The organism is Caballeronia sp. LjRoot34, from assembly GCF_964253815.1.
In the GTDB taxonomy this organism is placed as follows: domain Bacteria; phylum Pseudomonadota; class Gammaproteobacteria; order Burkholderiales; family Burkholderiaceae; genus Caballeronia.
The window spans coordinates 2,369,653-2,387,713 of sequence record NZ_CAXUSB020000001.1; the positions used below are offsets into that span (position 1 = coordinate 2,369,653).

14 protein-coding genes are annotated in these 18,061 nt (G+C 60.7%); 4 read left to right on the plus strand and 10 right to left on the minus strand.

Annotated features, from left to right (window positions below; translation table 11 throughout):
• Positions 1-59: 59 nt before the first annotated feature.
• The 6 genes from phaR to ACSQ36_RS10635 form a co-directional block, all read right to left on the minus strand.
• Complete coding sequence (gene phaR, locus ACSQ36_RS10610; protein ID WP_436181884.1) at positions 60-686, minus strand: polyhydroxyalkanoate synthesis repressor PhaR; 627 nt, start codon at positions 684-686, stop codon at positions 60-62.
• 176 nt (positions 687-862) lie between these two features.
• Positions 863-1,603: a 3-ketoacyl-ACP reductase gene (locus ACSQ36_RS10615; protein ID WP_047897600.1), complete on the minus strand. Its 741-nt coding sequence runs from the start codon at positions 1,601-1,603 to the stop codon at positions 863-865.
• Between the two features lie 90 nt (positions 1,604-1,693).
• The gene (locus tag ACSQ36_RS10620) at positions 1,694-2,875 is read right to left on the minus strand and encodes an acetyl-CoA C-acetyltransferase (protein WP_213761505.1); all 1,182 of its coding nucleotides are present in this window, start codon (positions 2,873-2,875) and stop codon (positions 1,694-1,696) included.
• 316 nt (positions 2,876-3,191) lie between these two features.
• Entirely contained in the window at positions 3,192-5,156 is a 1,965-nt protein-coding gene (gene phaC / locus ACSQ36_RS10625) for a class I poly(R)-hydroxyalkanoic acid synthase (protein ID WP_436181885.1), read from the minus strand.
• Positions 5,157-5,560: 404 nt separating this feature from the next.
• Complete coding sequence (gene pgeF / locus ACSQ36_RS10630) at positions 5,561-6,454, minus strand: peptidoglycan editing factor PgeF (protein WP_436181886.1); 894 nt, start codon at positions 6,452-6,454, stop codon at positions 5,561-5,563.
• Between the two features lie 5 nt (positions 6,455-6,459).
• Positions 6,460-7,707, minus strand: coding sequence for an RluA family pseudouridine synthase (locus tag ACSQ36_RS10635; RefSeq protein ID WP_436181887.1), 1,248 nt, complete (start codon positions 7,705-7,707; stop codon positions 6,460-6,462).
• Between the two features lie 145 nt (positions 7,708-7,852).
• On the opposite strand from ACSQ36_RS10635, the gene ACSQ36_RS10640 reads away from it, so the two are divergent.
• A complete protein-coding gene (locus ACSQ36_RS10640; RefSeq protein ID WP_255631120.1) occupies positions 7,853-8,638 on the plus strand; it encodes an outer membrane protein assembly factor BamD in 786 nt (261 codons plus the stop codon).
• A gap of 433 nt (positions 8,639-9,071) precedes the next feature.
• Positions 9,072-9,524, plus strand: a complete 453-nt coding sequence (locus ACSQ36_RS10645) for a hypothetical protein (protein ID WP_213761509.1) — start codon at positions 9,072-9,074, stop codon at positions 9,522-9,524.
• A 152-nt stretch (positions 9,525-9,676) separates the two neighbouring features.
• On the opposite strand, the gene ACSQ36_RS10650 is transcribed toward ACSQ36_RS10645, so the two are convergent.
• The 3 genes from ACSQ36_RS10650 to ACSQ36_RS10660 all read right to left on the minus strand — a co-directional run bounded on the left by ACSQ36_RS10650 (position 9,677) and on the right by ACSQ36_RS10660 (position 13,223).
• Positions 9,677-11,896, minus strand: a complete 2,220-nt coding sequence (locus tag ACSQ36_RS10650) for an ATP-dependent DNA helicase (protein WP_436183151.1) — start codon at positions 11,894-11,896, stop codon at positions 9,677-9,679.
• A 184-nt stretch (positions 11,897-12,080) separates the two neighbouring features.
• The gene (locus ACSQ36_RS10655; RefSeq protein WP_165091437.1) at positions 12,081-12,308 is read right to left on the minus strand and encodes a DUF465 domain-containing protein; all 228 of its coding nucleotides are present in this window, start codon (positions 12,306-12,308) and stop codon (positions 12,081-12,083) included.
• 75 nt (positions 12,309-12,383) lie between these two features.
• The gene (locus ACSQ36_RS10660; protein ID WP_436181888.1) at positions 12,384-13,223 is read right to left on the minus strand and encodes a colicin transporter; all 840 of its coding nucleotides are present in this window, start codon (positions 13,221-13,223) and stop codon (positions 12,384-12,386) included.
• Here ACSQ36_RS10660 and ACSQ36_RS10665 point away from each other — a divergent pair.
• Positions 13,222-13,509, plus strand: coding sequence for a hypothetical protein (locus tag ACSQ36_RS10665; protein ID WP_436181889.1), 288 nt, complete (start codon positions 13,222-13,224; stop codon positions 13,507-13,509). The genes ACSQ36_RS10660 and ACSQ36_RS10665 overlap by 2 nt on opposite strands.
• Positions 13,510-13,665: 156 nt before the next feature.
• Positions 13,666-16,026: a Tex family protein gene (locus ACSQ36_RS10670; protein ID WP_436181890.1), complete on the plus strand. Its 2,361-nt coding sequence runs from the start codon at positions 13,666-13,668 to the stop codon at positions 16,024-16,026.
• A 124-nt stretch (positions 16,027-16,150) separates the two neighbouring features.
• Here the strand turns inward: ACSQ36_RS10670 and ACSQ36_RS10675 are convergent, their stop codons facing one another.
• The gene (locus ACSQ36_RS10675; protein WP_213761512.1) at positions 16,151-18,043 is read right to left on the minus strand and encodes a potassium transporter Kup; all 1,893 of its coding nucleotides are present in this window, start codon (positions 18,041-18,043) and stop codon (positions 16,151-16,153) included.
• Positions 18,044-18,061 lie beyond the last annotated feature (18 nt).

An 18,061-nucleotide genomic window follows, 5' to 3' on the forward strand; every position in this document is an offset into this window, starting at 1 on the left:
CGCGCGGCTTTGGCCCTTCGCCAAGTCTGCTTCAAATCAAACACTGCGCCGCTCGCCGCTTACTTCTTCTCCTGCGTGCCGGCCGGCGGAGTAGCCGTGGAAGTAGCCGGCGCTGCAGTCGTAGCCGCCCCAGCCGTCCCCGGCGTCGGAAACGGGAACGTATTGAACATCGATTTCGCCTGGGTCTGCATCTGCTCCTGCATCTGCACGAACATGTTCTTCGATTGCTCGATATAGCTCGTCATCATCCCCTGCATCATGGGCGCCTGCATGTTCATGAACTGCGACCAGACTTCAGGATTAAGCGGCACGGCATTACCATCGATCAGCCCCTTCGACTGGTCGGTGAGCTTGTGCTGGATGTCGATGAACGCCTGGATATTCTTCTCCAGGTACGTACCCATCATGCCCTGCATCGCGTTGCCGTAGAAGCGGATGATCTGCGAGAGCATGACCGATGAAAACATCGGCAAGCCGCCGCTTTCTTCTTCCAGAATGATCTGCAGCAGGATGCTGCGCGTCAGGTCCTCGGCGGACTTGGCGTCCATCACCTTGAACTCTTCCTGGTCGAGCACGAGCTGTTTGACGTCGGAAAGCGTGATGTAGGTACTGGTTTCGGTATCGTAGAGCCGGCGATTCGGATATTTTTTTATGAGTCGTTCGGCGGATTTCTTTGTAGTGGTCATGTAACGCCTTTAAACGCAAAACTCAAACTGTGCCGGCGGACTCCGCGTGATTGAAAGCGACGCAAGCCGCCGGTTCGTAGTTGGTGCCGGTGATCTCCGGCATCCAGTCCCAACGCCCCGACCCTACCCGAGACGCGCGGCGCGCACAGCTTTATGGCGCGCCGCTTGAAGCACCCTCACCCCATGTGCAAGCCGCCGTTCAGCGAGAAATCGGCGCCGGTCGAAAAACCCGATTCCTCCGATGCCAGCCACGCCACGATCGAACCAATTTCCTCCGGCCGCCCAAGCCGGCGAACCGGAATGGTCGCGACAATCTTCTCCAGCACGTCCGGGCGGATCGACTTCACCATGTCCGTGCCAATGTAGCCCGGCGAAATGGTGTTGACCGTCACGCCCTTGGTCGCCACTTCCTGCGCGAGCGCCATCGTGAAGCCGTGAATGCCGGCCTTCGCCGTGGAATAGTTGGTCTGGCCGAACTGCCCTTTCTGACCATTCACCGACGAAATATTGATCACGCGTCCGAAACCACGCTCAACCATGCCATCGATCACCTGCTTCGTGACGTTGAAGAGGCTCGTCAGGTTGGTATCGATGACCGCGGTCCAGTCTTCGTGTGTCATCTTCCGGAACACGACGTCGCGCGTGATGCCCGCGTTGTTCACCAGGATGTCGACTTCGCCGACTTCAGCCTTGACCTTGTCGAAGGCATTCTTGGTCGACTCCCAGTCGCCCACATTGCCTTCTGACGCAATGAAGTCATAGCCCAGCGCCTTTTGCTCTTCAAGCCATTTGACCCGGCGCGGCGAATTCGGTCCACAGCCCGCGACGACCGTGTAGCCATCCTTATGGAGCCGCTGGCAGATACTCGTACCAATGCCGCCCATGCCGCCCGTCACATACGCTACTCGTTTCGTCATTGCTCGCTCCGTTTATCGTTATGCGCGCCTGCAGCCGGGCTTGCCTGCCGACCGTACCGCGGCGCGCGGTGCTTGGCGCACCCTGTCTCCCTACAGCCGCTCTACCGCGAGCGCCACGCCCATACCGCCGCCGATACACAGCGACGCCAGTCCTTTCTTCGCATCGCGTTTCTGCATTTCATGCAGCAGCGTGACGAGAATCCGGCAACCGGACGCACCGATCGGATGCCCGATCGCGATCGCCCCGCCGTTCACGTTGACCTTCGACGTGTCCCAGCCCATCTGCTGATGCACAGCCAGCGCCTGCGCTGCAAATGCTTCGTTGATTTCCATCAGGTCGAGGTCCGACGCGGACCAGCCCGCGCGTTCCAGGCAGCGCTTCGATGCCGGCACTGGACCCATGCCCATCACTTTCGGATCAACGCCTGCGTTCGCGTACGCCTTGATGCGCGCGATCGGCGTGAGGCCCAGCGCATCGGCCTTTTTCGCCGACATCACGATCACGCCCGCCGCGCCGTCGTTAAGACCGGAGGCGTTTGCCGCGGTCACAGTGCCTTCCTTCGAGAACGCGGGCTTCAGGCCGGACAGCGACTCGGCTGTTACGCCATGACGCACGAATTCGTCGGTGGCAAAACGCAGCGGCTCGCCTTTGCGCTGAGGAATTTCAACGGGCACGATTTCATCGTTGAAACGGCCGGACTTCTGTGCCGCTTCCGCCTTGTTCTGCGACAGGGCCGCGAACTCATCCTGCGCTGCACGCGTAATGCCGTATTCCTTCGCGACGTTTTCCGCCGTGACGCCCATGTGGATCGAGTTGAACGCGTCCCACAGGCCGTCCACGATCATCGAATCGATCAGCTTCGCGTCGCCCATGCGGAAACCGTCGCGTGAGCCCGGCAACACGTGCGGCGCCGCGCTCATGTTTTCCTGGCCGCCCGCGATCACGATGTCGGCATCGCCCGCGATAATCGCGTTTGCCGCCAGCATCACGGCTTTCAGGCCCGAGCCGCACACCTTGTTGATGGTCATGCCCGGCACCGAACTGGGCAAGCCTGCCTTGATCAGCGATTGACGCGCCGGATTCTGGCCGGAGCCCGCCGTTAGAACCTGGCCGAGGATCACTTCACTGATCTGCTCGGGCTTGAGGTTCGCGCGTTCGAGTAACGCGCGAATCACGATCGCGCCCAGATCGGGTGCGGCGATTTTCGCCAGCGACCCGCCGAATTTGCCGACGGCCGTCCGTGCAGCCGATACGATCACTACGTCTGTCATTTCAGTTTCCTTTGAGAATCGAAAGTGGTAGCCCGGGTTTAGCCGGCTGACTGCGTGGCCGGCTGGATGCGTGTTCGCGCTTGCCCCTTGTTTGCCTGCGCCGTTTTCACCCGGTGCAGGCGACGCTCTCAACAGCGCTGGCGTTACAGTTTCTTCAGGTTTCTTCGGGTTTCAGCAACTGCAATAAAGCGATACGTCGGATACTGTTGACCGGTCGCGCCCGAAATGCAATCGGGTCCGATCCGCATGACCCGCCTGGCCGTCGCTCAAACTTGCGCTCAAAAAGTCATTCAGCCGTGCAGGTCATGCAAAAATTTCACTGGTCCCGCTGCAGGACATAACGTCCCGGCGCCGGCTCGATCACCGGGAAATCACCGGACCCCAGGTTTGCTTTCGGCTTTACTTTCTTGCCGGCGTAACCATCGAGCCATTGCGTCCACGTCGGCCACCAGCTACCCGGATGTTCGGTCGCGCCTTCGAACCATGCATCGGCGTCTTCGGGCAGGGTTTTATCGGCGTTATCGAGAAGCCAGAAACTGCGCTTGTTCTTCGACGGCGGATTGATCACGCCCGCAATATGTCCCGATGCCCCAAGCACGAACGTCTGCGGCCCGGTCAGCAAAGGTGCGGACGCATACGCCGCCGTCCACGGCACGATGTGATCCTCGCGCGACCCATACAAAAACGTCGGCACATCGATCTTCGACAAATCCACCGGCTCACCGCACGCGATCAGTTCGCCCGGATTACGCAGGCGATTTTCCAGATACGTGTTACGCAAATACCAGACGAACATCGGACCTGGCAGATTGGTTGAATCGCTGTTCCAGTAAAGCAGGTCGAACGCCTGCGGCGTGCGGCCCTTCAGGTAATTGTCCACCACGTAGTTCCACACCAGGTCGTTCGGGCGCAGATACGAGAACGTGTTGGCAAACTCGACACCGCGCATCAGCGCAGGCGGTTTGCCGTTCTTGCCGCCAATGGTCTGCTCGCGCATCTGCACATGCTGCTCATCGATAAACACATCGAGCACGCCCGTGTCCGAAAAGTCGAGCATGGCGGTGAGCAGCGTCATGGACGCAACGGGATGTTCCCCGCGCGCGGCCAGCACGGCCAGCGCGGTGGCGAGCATCGTGCCGCCGACGCAAAAACCGAGCGTGTTGATCTGCTCGCGTCCGCTGATCTGCTTGACTACATCAATAGGCGTAAGCACGCCTTCGTCGATGTAATTATCCCAGGTCTTGTGCGCGATCGATGCATCCGCATTACGCCACGAGATCATGAAAACCTGATGGCCGGCGTCAAGCGCATGGCCGACGAGCGAACCTTCCGGCTGCAGGTCGAGAATGTAGAACTTGTTGATGCACGGTGGCACGATCAACAGCGGCCGCTCTCTCACGGTCGCCGTGCGCGGCGTGTACTGGATCAGTTGCAGCAGGTCGTTCTCGAACACGACCGAGCCTTGCGTGGTCGCAATGTTCTTGCCGACCACAAAACCGGATTCATCGCTTTGCTGGATCTTGCCGCGCTGCATGTCGGCGAGCAAATTCAGCATGCCCTTTTGCAGACTCTCGCCACGGCTCTCGATCAGCGCCTTCTGTGCATCCGGATTCAACGCAATGTAATTGCTCGGCGACGCCGCTGCTGCCCACTGCTGTACGGCAAACCTGATTCGTTCGCGGGTCTTGTGATCGGCTTCGACAGCTTCTGCAAGCTCCTGCAAATAACGCGCATTCAACACATACCATGCAGCGGCGAATGCGAAACCAGGCGCGGATTGCCACGCGGTCGTGCTGAAGCGACGGTCTTTCAGCGTCGCCAGGTCGATGCTTTGCTCGCTGGCCTGCTTGATCAGTTCCGCAGCGTCACGCGAGAAACTGGACTGCAGCTCCTGTAGGCGCTGCGGTGCGATAGCGGCAGTCGGAATCTTCGGCATCGCCAACGGCAATTGACCACTACCACCGTTATTGCTGTTGCCGCTACTGATGCCTGGAAAACCGGAAAACCCCGGGAAACTACCCAGCGCCGCAAACGGATTAGCCGATGCTGATCCTGCCGATTCCGCATGTCCCGAATTCGCCTGGGCGGCAAGCTTTTGCCACTGGGCCGGGTCGGCTACTGCACGCCATGTGTTAAGCCATTGCTCGAACATCTTTTGCACTGCCGCTGGATCTGCGGCAGGCACTCCAAAAGGCGCACCCGACGTACTAGGCGAAGCCTTGGCAGCGGATGGACTTGATGAACCCGGTGATGATGAAGATGAAGATCTGGAAGCAGCCATATCCGCGTTTGACCTAAGCGTCCCGAGAGACTGAGTTGCTGATGCAGGCGTGACGTGGAGCCGCGTCGTTGTAATCGTCGTGCCGGGCTGCTAAACGCCCGACCGCGATGATGTGACCTTGCTACGCCGTGCGCTTTTGTGAAACATTCTTGCTCCACGGTGCAAGGCGTGTCAATGCGTCGCCTTGATTTTGACGCAGTGCGATATTTTTTTCATCATCGTTTTCCCGATGTGACGCGATGATGAATGTCAAGAATTGTTGCGCAACATAAGACGCGTCCATCGCGGCCAATCACGTTTTAGTTGCGCAGCAAAAAGCGTGCGCTTGGCGGCATAGGCGAACATCAGGTCATAGCCGGTTTGAGCCGGGTTTGAGCCGGATCTGCGCGAGTCGGATCCGGGGTCTAGTCTGCCAGCCAGATCATTGCGGCCATGCGTCCCGTTGTCCGGTCCCGTCGATACGAATAGAACCGGTCCGCATCAGTCATCGTGCAAAACGTCCCGCCGTGGACATTGCCGGACGGCACGCCGCTCCGTTCGAGGCGCAAACGGGCGAGCGCATAGAGATTGGCCAGATATTTGTCTTTCTCTTCACGCTTGACGAAAGCGGCAATGGTCGCATCGCGACATGCAGGGTCGGCCGCAGCGACGAACGCATCGAGCACATCCTCACCTACTTCGAACGCTGCCGGGCCAATTGCCGGACCGAGCCATGCGTGCAACGTGCTGGTCTGGGCGCCGGCGAGATGCGCGACCCGCTCCGCCGTCTTTTCCACGATTCCAGCCGCCAGTCCACGCCAGCCTGCATGCGCTGCGCCGACGGCACGGCCGGCTGCATCGCAGAAAAGTACCGGCAGGCAGTCCGCGATCATCACAACGCACACGACGCCCGCGCGATCGGTCACCGCTGCGTCCGCCTCGACCACTGACGCGGGGGAACCGGCGCAGCGGTCGATCACCGCGCCCGCATCCTCGATCTGTACGCCATGCACTTGCGCAAGCCATGCAATCGGGGCGCCAGTGAATTCCCCCACGCGCCGGCGGTTTTCCATCACGGCGTCGGGTGCATCGCCTGTGTGCAGGCCGAGGTTGAGGCCGCCACGGCTGTTCGCACCGCCATACGGCGCGGCGCTGACACCTCCATTGCGCGTGGTTGCGAGCGCCTTCACTCGCGGCGAAACCACATTGGGACCGCTGGACCAGCCAGGCCAGAGGCAATCGTCGTGGCGAAGCTGCGGGTAAGCCGCGAATTTAGCGGCAAGTTCAGCCGCGGAGCCTGCCCCGGATGGCGTCACCATTGGCGTCATTCCTCGTCATCATCGTCATATTCGATCGGCTGCGACTCGTCCCAGCCGCCGCGCGCCTGAACGCCGCCATCGTCTTCATCGATGAAATCCGCGTCCTCCGGATCGAGATCCGTCGCTTCATCGCGACCCAGGCCCAATTCCGCCGCCAATGCTTCAATATCCTCCGGCACGTCGGCGCGCCAGCTGATCTCGCGACCCGTGACCGGATGGATCAGTCCAAGCCGCCAGGCATGCAGCGCCTGGCGATTGAACCCCTCCGGCAGCGGCTGCACCGAACGCTTGCCACGCGCGTGACCATAGATGGGATCCCCCAGCAACGGATGCCGGATATGCGCGCAATGCACGCGGATCTGGTGTGTACGGCCGGTGTCGAGATCGCAGTGAACCGCGGACACGGGCTGGTTGTTCCACATCGCCCGGTCGATGGTGCGGTAGTGCGTACGGGCGTATTTCCCCGATGCGCTCTCCACCACCGCCATGCGCGTGCGGTCGCGCGGATCGCGGCCAATCGGTGCATCGATAGTGCCTTCATCCGGCATCGTCCCCCACACCAGTGCGACGTAGCGGCGCTTCACCGTGCGTGCCTGCAACTGACGGGTCAGGACCGTCTGCGCTTCGAGCGTGCGTGCAACCACCATCAGCCCCGACGTCTCCTTGTCCAGCCGATGCACGATACCCGCACGCGGCAAGCCGGCGGCGGCATCACCGTACCGGTACAGCAAGCCGTTGAGCAGCGTGCCGCTCCAGTTGCCCGCCGCAGGATGCACGACCATACCCGCAGGCTTGTTGATGACCACGAGCGCATCGTCTTCATAGACGATCTCGAGCGGCACCGGCTCCGGCGTGAACGCGAGCTGTTCGGGCAGTAAATCGGGAATCAGCGTGATAGTGGCGCCGAGCGGCACCGGTTGCCGGATCTTCGCGGGCGCGCCGTCGACCTGCACACGCTGCGCATCAATCCAGGTCTGCAGGCGGCTGCGCGAAAACTCGGGGAACAGGCGTGCCATGACCTTGTCGAGACGCTCGCCGGCGTACTCGTCGGGGACGAGGATCGTGCGCGGCGTTTCGGCGTCGGCGCGGCGCTCGTGCAGGTTGGTGGGCACGGGTTTGCCGTGAATTTCGCTTGCGGCGTCCGGCGCAGCGGCCGGTTCGGTCAAATCGTCCGGACGTGCGTCGTCGGCCGATGCGCTTGGGCTATAATCTTTGCTGCGATCTTTGGTACGACTTGTACTTGAGCGGGTCATTTAGACTGAAAAGCTGGGAATTAGCCAGAAAGGCATGAGCTAGAAAATGCAAGCACTGATGCGAGCCGTGAATCAAGCTTTGAGAACCGTTTTGAACCCTGTCCGTCAACTGGTCCGGCTATCGTCGAACTCGTCTGTCAAGGTCATGGCGCTGGCTGCGGGTGCCGTCATTGTTGCGGGCTGCCATGGTTTGCCCGAGAAAACCGACGAAACGGCAACGTGGAATAACGGCAAATTATACTCGGAGGCGCAGGATGCGCTGACCGGCGGTGACTTCGGCAAATGTGCGAAGTATTTCGAGAGCCTGGAAGGTCGCGATCCGTTCGGTCATTTTGCGCAACAAGCGCAGATCAATGTCGCTTACTGCAACTGGAAGGACGGCGAAACCGCTTCCGCAGATTCGGCTATCGACCGCTTCATCAAGCTGCATCCGGATCACCCGGACATTCCCTACGCGTATTACCTGAAAGGCATGATTCACTTCAACGACGACCTCGGTCTGTTCGGCCGTTTCTCCGGCCAGGACATGAGCGAACGTGATCCGGTGTCGCTGCGCGAATCGTACGACGCGTTCAAGGTCGTCGTCGACAGGTACCCGCAAAGCAAGTATGCGCCCGATGCCGCTCAACGCATGCGCTACATTGTGAACGCGCTGGCTTCGCACGAAGTGCACGCTGCGGATTATTACTATCGGCGTGGCGCTTATGTCGCGGCAATCAACCGTGCGCAGCTCGCGATCCGTGAATACCGGAATGCGCCTGCAACGGAAGATGCGTTGCACATCATGATGCTGTCGTACGGCAAGCTCGACCAACCGCAGTTGGAAGGCGACACGAAGCGCGTGTTGGCCGCTACGTTCCCCGACAGCCCGTATGTCACCGGCAAATCGCGCCCGGGTAAGGAAAATAAATCGTGGTGGCAGATCTGGTAAGCGGTTCTTCACGCTAACCACGGCAACGAAAAAGCCGGCGAAAGCGGTGATGCAGTTCAGTTAAGCCTTATAAAAAAGCCGCGCTCATTTCGGAGCGCGGCTTTTTTTCGGACACTATTCTCACAGGCTGAAGCGGGTTCCAGATGGCCAATTCCCGGCCAGTCCCGCTCTCTCAAAAGAGATGCCTGGATCCGGCCTCCTGACGTGAAAAGCGTGCCTGGGGACGATTACCCAACGGGCAGCGGGGACATTACACCTCTGTTATCGGGTGGAATCGAAGCCCGTGTCATCTCCCGTTACACAAAGGAGGAAAAATCTCCGCGGAATTCATACACTTGTGAGTAACCGGTCCTGATTCGGGGTAGCCTGCCCTGTGCAAGATCCGGCTTGGCAAAACAAATCTGAAATAGTGCGGACAGTAGAGGTGATCATCATGAATGCGCGTAGAGCGTGCCAGCTATTGCTGGTGGTGTTGGCGGCCGTGGGTGCAAGCGGCGCAGCCATGGCCGGCGGCTACTATCACGGCGGCGGCGGTGGCTGGGGGGGTGGCTATCATGGCGGTGGCTATTACCACGGCGGCGGCTACTACCACGGCGGTTGTTGCGGTGGGTCGGTCGGGGTGTATTTTGGCCCGGGTTTTGTCGGTGGCTATCCGTACCCGTACTACCCCGGTTACTACCCGAATTACTACGCTTACGGCCCTGTGCCAGTCGTCGATCCCACGCCGACTCAGTATGTCGAACAGGGGCAAACGGACACGACAGGTGGCGGCGCACCGCAAGCGTCCTACTGGTATTACTGCGGGAAGCCTCAAGGTTATTACCCGTACGTCAGGGCCTGCCCCGGAGGTTGGCAGACAGTGCCGGCCCAACCGCCCGGCGGCTGATCGAGCAGCGCGCCGCGTTTGGATCAACGCCGCCTGATCCGGCGTCATGCCCGAGCGGGCGTGCATAGGGAAAGAAACGCGCCGAGGACTGCGCGGCGACACATGCTGCCGGCGCAGAGGTCCACAGGCTCGCGGCGTTCAACACGCCGCGTTCATTCGTCTTCTTGAGCCACCGCCGTTTCCGGATCGGAGAAGAAAGCGCGCACCACTTCCAGTTCACGCGTGCGCTTGAACGGTGGCAGGCTTTGCCAGATGCGCCGGCCGTAGGGTTTATCGACGAGACGGGTGTCGCAGATCATCAGCACGCCACGATCCGTTTCCGCGCGTATCAACCGGCCCGCGCCCTGCTTGAGCGTAATCACCGCCTGCGGCAACTGATGCACGGCAAACGGGCTCAGGCCTTTCTTGGTCAATGCATCCAGCCTCGCCGACAACACCGGGTCATCGGGCGGCGCAAACGGCAGCTTGTCGATAACCACCAGCGACAGCGCGTCGCCACGCACATCCACCCCTTCCCAGAAGCTCTGGCTGCCCACCAGGATGGCGTTGCCGTAGGAGCGGAAGCGGTCGAGCAACTCGGTTCGGCTGGCATCGCCCTGTACCAGCAGCGGGTAGTCCCAGCCGCGCTGCTCGATCGTGTCACGCAAACGCATCGCAATCCGATCGACCGCGCGCAACGTCGTGCAAAGGAAAAACACGCCGCCCTTCGATGCCTCGATCACCGGCAGCGCGCCATCGAACACGGCGTCGGTGAAATTCGGCGACGACGGTTGCGGCAAGTTACGCGGCACGTACAACAAGCCTTGCGTTGGGTAATCGAAGGGACTGGGCAGCGTCATGGAACGACGCGCATTCAGGCCCATTTGCGCGGCGTAATGCGTGAAATCCCCCCGCACCGACAATGTTGCCGACGTGAAGATCCACGCCCGCGGCACACCGGCGCGCTGCTTCGAGAAAATTGGCGCGACGGAAAGCGGCGTCTCGTGTAACTGCACCGTATGCGAGAACACTTCGATCCAGCGCACCATCTCGTTTGGATCGGCTTTCGCCGCCGCTTCAGCCTCCTCGGCTACCGCCTTTTCGACAGAAGTCGGCGGCGCGGTCCAGCCGCCCAGCAAGCCCTGCAATTCGCGCGCACGGCGCAACAGCACCCCTAGCGGCTCGGCCCGTTCGGCGTGCTCGCCAAGGGCCTTGGTGAGTGCATCAAGATGCTCTTCAAGCGTATCGAGCGCGTCGAATAGCGGATGGTCGTCGGCAAGCTGGCCAAGCGACATCCGCACCGAATCTTCTTTGAACGCCAGCCGCACGTCGCGCGCCGCACGTTCCAGCGCAGCGCCGAGTTTGGTCCAGTCGGAGAAATCGCGGGCGTGGCTCAAGCCTTCTGCTACCGCGTCGCGGGCCAGTTCGAGAAACTGCGTGGTGGATACCGTTTCGCCGAAAAACAGCGTCGCGGTTTCGGGCAACTGATGCGCTTCGTCGAAAATGATGGTATTCGCCGTCGGCAACAACTCGGCCATGCCGGTGTCGCGCAACATGACATCGGCGAAAAACAGATGGTGGTTCACCACCACGATATCCGCCTGCTGTGCCTCGCGCCGCGCCTGCATCACGAAACACTCTTTGTACTGCGGGCATTCCTGACCGAGGCAGTTGTCACGGGTAGACGTGACCATCGGCCAGACGGGCGAATTCTCGGGCACGCTCGCAAGTTCGGCTTTGTCGCCGGTGCGCGTGATCTTGGCGAAGCGGATGATTTCCTGCAGATGCGACGTGTCCTGGCGCGTGGGCAACCGGCCGTTGTCGGCCGTGCGCTGCAGGTAGTAGTGACACAGGTAATTCGCGCGCCCCTTGAGCATGGCGACCGACACCGGTACGGCGAGCGCGTCACGCACGGTAGGAATGTCGCGCTGGAACAGCTGGTCCTGCAAGTGCTTCGTGCCGGTCGAGACGATCACCTTGCCGCCCCACAGCATGGCCGGCACGAGATACGCAAACGTCTTGCCCGTACCCGTACCCGCTTCCACGATCAGCGTGTTCTCGCCGCCGTCGATTCCCGTCGATGCCGTCGCCACACCCAACTCGTCCGCACCGTCGTCATGAACGACAGGCGCATCCGACGGCCCGAGCTTGCGCGCGGGACGGCGTTGCGCGTCGAACATCGCGGGTTCGGGCATGGCGCGCCCGGAAGCCTCCATGGCGGCGGCGACCGCGCGCGCCATGTCGACCTGCGAAGCACGCGAGCGATAGCCATCGATTTGCCGCGCCAACAGACCCTCGGCGGCAAAAATCGCATCGAGTTCAGTGCGGCGTTTTGGCGCCAGCGAGAGCGACAGCGTGGTGTCGACGACACCCGCCTTCGCGGCCGGCTTCAGCACGGCTTCCGCGTTCTCTGTGAGGGCATTGTCGGGCGAATTCAAAGGGACGTTCCTGCTTGTGTTCCGGCTCGTGACTCGTGTCAGCAAGCCAGGTCTGCCCCCTTGCCGACGAGGCGCCAAGGGTAGCTGGCGTAAAAATTCTTCCGGCCCGCGCATGCATCACGTGTGCTTCACGTGTACGTCATGGATTCAAGTGCGCGTCCGGTTCCAACTGCAATTGCAGCAGGATGATGGTGTCCTTGACTTTGAGCTTGCGCTTCTTCAGGCGCCTGATCTCGAAGTCGTTGATGCCGGGAACCTCAGCCATCTTGCCGATAAGACTATTCAGGCCGTGATGCTCCGCTTCCAGCTGTCCGATGCGTTCACGGATCGTGCCTGTGTCGACTGCTGCTGCAGGATATGCATGCATATTCGTCTCCCCTGGCCGCGTAGGCCGCTTCAGGTCACTGACCGGCGTCGCCCGAGGTTGCTGTCCGGTCCCGGCTTACTTCGGTTGCTGTTGTTGCTGCTGCTGTTGCTGCTTGAGTTGTTCCTGGTGCGCCTGATCTGCCGCGTCCTGCTGCGCATGCTGTTGCTGCTTGGCGGCCGCTTCCTTCTGCCGGGACTGAACTTCCGCCTGATGCTCGGCAGCATCACGTTGCTTGGCCGCAAAGCGTTCCGCCTTGTCTTCGCGGTCCTTTGCGTCCTGCACGCCGCGCGCAGCGGCATCGGCCAGTTTCTTCTGGTAATCCGCCTGCTTGCGGTCGTAATCGGCCTGGTTCGCCGCGCGCTGCGGCGCTTCCGCATTTCGCTGCGCCTCCGACAATGCGTTCTGGCGCTGCTTCTCTGCAAACGAGTCCGCGCTCGCTTTCTCGTTCGCCGCACGCTGCGGCGCCTCGGACACGTACTGCGCGCGTTTGATCGCCGTTTGCTGGTCCCGCTGCTGCGCGTGCTGCAGACGTTGTTCGTCGTCGAGCGCCAGTTGTTCCTTGCGAATTTGCTGGGCTACTTCACGCTTGGCGTCCCGCGCTTTGTCCAGGCAGTGATTGACGAAAAAATTGCTGTAGCAATCGTGCTGCTTGACCCCATAGACATAGTTGTTCTCCGCGCTGCGAACGTCCAACGCCTTCTGGCGCGCGGCGAAAGCGTTGGTATCGGCGGTGGCTTGCGCTGCATCAGCATCGATTACGCCACTTGCTCCGATCTGCCCCACCGCCCGGCTTGCCGGCACGCCCGATGCCGCTTGGCCTGCATCGCCATTGCCATTGTCTTGCGCGCCGGTTTCGTCGAGCGGCGTTTGCGTGACCGACGTACCCGGGTTGATGGGCTTCGGCGTCTGCGCCATGACGGCCGTGCCGATACCCGCGCAGATTAGCGCGACCAATATTGCCGCAACGGGCCGGGCGAATGACAAGACCTGCCGCGACAAGCCGGCCAACAGTCCGACTGATCGCACGATGGCAACATCGCCACCCGATGCGGCCGGACCGGTCGAGGCGAACGAATCGACTGAAGCAGTCGGCAAAGCGGGCGAAAGGCGGGAAGTCGGCAACGTGATAGCCAGCGTGATAGGCAAGAAAACGAACAAGGAGACGGACAATGGCGTGAAAAAGCAGCTTCTACGATCCTGAAATTCTATCACCGCGCGCCGGAGCCCTCCGGCATTTATGGCAAAATGCCTCGCTTCACCAACCCGGCAAACGTGTTCGCGCGGCTTACAGTGAAATGCGAGTGAAATGCGCGGTACGAAAAGCCCTTGATGAGCCAGCAGGCTGACGCAGACCCCCATGACGGAAACCGTAGCACTCAAGATTGTCCAGCGCATCGCCACCGAGTTGAATGTGCAACCACGGCAGGTCGCCGCCACCGTGCAACTACTCGATGAAGGCGCAACCGTTCCGTTCATCGCCCGTTATAGAAAGGAAGTAACGGACAATCTCGACGACACGCAATTGCGCAATCTCGAGGAACGGCTCATCTATCTTCGCGAGCTGGAAGACCGCCGCGCGGCGATTGTCCAGAGCATCGACGAACAGGGCAAGCTCACGCCCGAGCTGCGCGCAGCCGTTGAAGGTGCCGAGAGCAAGCAGGTGCTCGAAGACCTGTATCTCCCCTACAAACCGAAGCGCCGCACGCGTGCGCAGATCGCCCGTGAGGCCGGCTTGCAGCCGCTCGCGGATGCCCTCCTTGCCGACCCGACGCTCGATCCTCAAACAGAAGCCGCGCGTTATGTAGACGCTGAAAAAGGCGTCGCCGATATCAAAGCCGCGCTCGATGGCGCCCGTGACATCCTCTCGGAACAGTTCGGCGAAACGGCAGAAATTCTCGGTAAGGTTCGCGACTACCTGTTCAAGCAAGGCAGCGTGATTTCGACGGTCGTGGAAGGGAAAGAAACCGAGGAAGGCGAGAAATTCCGCGACTATTACGACTACTCGGAAACCATCCGCACTGTCCCGTCGCACCGGGCGCTCGCGCTTTTTCGCGGGCGCAATGCAGGCGTCCTGATGGTCAAGCTGGGACTGGGCGAAGAGCTCGACGCGCAAGTGCCGCACCCCGGCGAAGCGCTGATCGCACGCCATGTGGGCATCGCGAATCAGGGCCGGCCAGCCGATAAATGGCTCTCGGACGTGTGCCGCTGGTGCTGGCGCGTGAAGGTTCAGCCGAATATCGAAAACGATTTACTGACGAATTTGCGCGAAGAAGCCGAAGCCGAGGCCATTCGCGTATTTGCACGCAACCTGAAGGATCTTTTGCTTGCCGCACCGGCAGGTCCGAAAGCCGTGATCGGACTCGATCCCGGCATGCGTACCGGTGTGAAAGTGGCCGTGGTCGATCGTACCGGCAAGCTGCTTGCCACCGACGTGATTTATCCGCACGAACCGCGTCGCGACTGGGATGGCTCGCTCGCCAAGCTTGCGCGGATCGCCGCGCAGACGCAGGCTGAGCTGATCAGTATCGGCAATGGCACGGCGTCACGCGAGACCGACAAGCTCGCGAGCGAATTGATCGCGAAACATCCTGAACTGAAGCTGCAGAAGATCGTGGTGTCCGAAGCGGGAGCGTCGATTTATTCGGCATCCGAACTGGCATCGAAGGAGTTTCCTGACCTCGACGTCACGCTGCGCGGCGCGGTATCTATTGCGCGGCGGCTGCAGGATCCGCTCGCGGAACTCGTCAAGATCGATCCGAAAGCGATCGGCGTCGGCCAGTATCAGCACGACGTCAATCAACGCGACCTCGCCCGTTCGCTTGACGCGGTGGTCGAGGATTGCGTGAACGCGGTCGGCGTGGACGCCAATACGGCATCGGTTGCATTGCTTGCGCGCGTGTCGGGATTGAACGCGACATTGGCGCGTAATATCGTCGATTTCCGCGATGCCAACGGCCCGTTTGCATCGCGTGATCAATTGAAGAAAGTGCCGCGTCTCGGCGATAAAACCTTCGAGCAAGCCGCCGGATTCCTGCGCATCAACAACGGTGTGAATCCGCTGGACCGCTCGTCGGTGCATCCGGAAGCCTATCCGGTGGTCGAACGAATCCTGGCGAAAATCAAGAAGCACGCCGCCGATGTCATGGGCAAGCGCGAAGCCTTGGCGGGCTTGTCGCCGGCTGAATTTGTCGATGACCGGTTCGGTCTGCCGACGGTGCGAGACATCCTTGCTGAACTGGAAAAGCCGGGCCGCGATCCACGTCCGGAATTCAAGACGGCCACGTTCCGCGACGGCGTCGAGAAACTCTCCGATCTCACGCCAGGAATGATCCTGGAAGGCGTGGTCACGAACGTCGCGGCGTTTGGCGCGTTCGTGGATATCGGCGTGCATCAGGATGGATTGGTGCACGTATCGGCGATGTCGACGAAGTTCATCAAGGACCCGCACGAGGTCGTGAAAGCGGGTCAGGTGGTGAAGGTGAAAGTGCTGGAGACGGACGTGAAGCGCCAGCGGATCGCGCTGACCATGCGTCTGGACGATGACTTCGCCGCCGATGGAGCACCGCCGCAGCAACAGCAACGCGGCGCGCAAGACCGCCGTGGTGGTGGTGGCGCGGGTGGTGGCAGTGCCCGCGATGTCCGGGGCAATAGCGGCGGCAAGCGCGAACCGGAAGCAGCCAGCGCGATGGCAGCAGCGTTTGCCAAGTTGAAAAAGTAAAACGAGCGACACGCCTCGATGAAATAGAAAACGGCCCAGTGGGCCGTTTTCTATTTAACAATCTTGACGGATCAAGCCGGGCCACGCGTGCATGATGGTCTCAAACGCCCCCGCACGCTTCCCGTCAAATCTCGATCTTCGTCCCCAACTCAACCACCCGGTTCGCGGGAATACTGAAGAAGTCAGTCGGCTTGGCGGCATTCTGATGCATCCACGCGAACACCCGTTCACGCCACACCGACATACCCGGCAACTGCGTCGGCACAACCGTTTCCCGAGCCATGAAGAAGGACGTATCCATGAGTTCAAACGTCATGTCATGGGTACGGCCAATCTCGTTCAGCACCGCCTTCACGTCGGGCGTTTCGTTAAAACCATACTGCGCTTTCACGAGAAAGAGCCCGCCGCCCGCGTCCTTCACTTCCACTCGCTTGTCGTCATCGACATAGGGCACATCGCGGGTAACGAAATTCAGGAAGATGGTCCGTTCATGCAGAACCTTGTTGTGCTTCAGGTTGTGCAACAGGCTGACGGGCACGAGCGTGTCGTTGCCGGTCAGATAGATTGCAGTACCCGACACCCGATGCGGCGGATGCGCAAGCAATCCCTGCAGGAACGGCATCAGCGGAATACCGTCGGCGGCGGTCCGGTCCTTCACGATCATGCGGCCCTTGAACCACGTCATCAGCAGGAAAAACAGCACGCCGCCAATACCCAGCGGCAGCCACCCGCCCTGCTCGATCTTGAGCAGGCTGGCGCCGAAAAACCCGACATCGACGATAAAAAACACGCTGATGATCCCGCCCACCAGGAACTTGTTCCAGCCCCACAGCTTGGTCATCACGACCGACGCGAGAATGGTCGTGACCAGCATGGTCGCGGTGACGGCAAGCCCGTATGCGGCCGCGAGATTCTCGGAGCTTTTGAAGCCGATCACGATACACAGGATGACGAACAACAGCATCCAGTTCACGACCGGAATATAGATCTGCCCGATCGCCAGATCCGATGTATGCAGGATCTTCATGCGCGGCACGTAGCCAAGCTGGATTGCCTGGCTCGTCAGCGAATACGCGCCTGAAATGACGGCCTGTGATGCAATCACTGTGGCTACAGTCGACAGGATCACCAGGGGCAAGAGAGCCCATTGCGGCGCCAGGAGAAAGAACGGACTTTCGGCGGCTTCCGGCGAGTGCATCAGCAACGCCCCCTGGCCGAAATAATTAAGCACCAGCGACGGCATGACGAGGCCATACCACGCGTAGCGAATGGGCTTGGCGCCAAAGTGCCCCATATCGGCATATAGCGCTTCCGCGCCGGTCAGCACCAGCACGACCGACCCGAGCACGATATACGCCTGCAGCACGTGGGCAGCCATGAACGAGAACGCGTAATACGGATTCAACGCGATCAGCACGCGCGGCACTTGCGCGATGTGATACACGCCAAGCACGGCCAGCGTCAGGAACCACAGCACCATGATCGGGCCGAAAAGCTTGCCGACCACCGACGTACCGCGGCGCTGGATCCAGAAAAGCATCACGAGAATGACGATGGTGATGGGGATCACCCATTCAGAAAGCGCCGGTGAGACGATTTCCAGCCCTTCCACCGCCGATATCACCGACATGGCCGGTGTAATGACTGCGTCGCCGTAAAACATGCACGCGCCGAAAATGCCGAGCATCATCAGCACGCCGGTTGCACGTCCCGATCCCTTCAAGGTGCGTAACGCAAGTGTCATGAGTGCGAGTACGCCACCTTCGCCATTGTTGTCGGCGCGCATCACGAAGAGCACGTATTTGATGGAGACCACGATCATGATCGCCCAGAACAACAACGAGATAACCCCGAGGATGGAGGCGTCGCTCAGTTCAATACCGTGGGACTTACTGAAGGCCTCTTTCAACGCGTACAGCGGGCTGGTGCCGATATCGCCGAACACTACGCCGATTGCGGCGAGTGCCAAGGCGGGCAGCGGCTGTTTGCGCTCGTGCGCGTGGGTGATTTTGTTCATAAACGCGGGAAGCCGTCC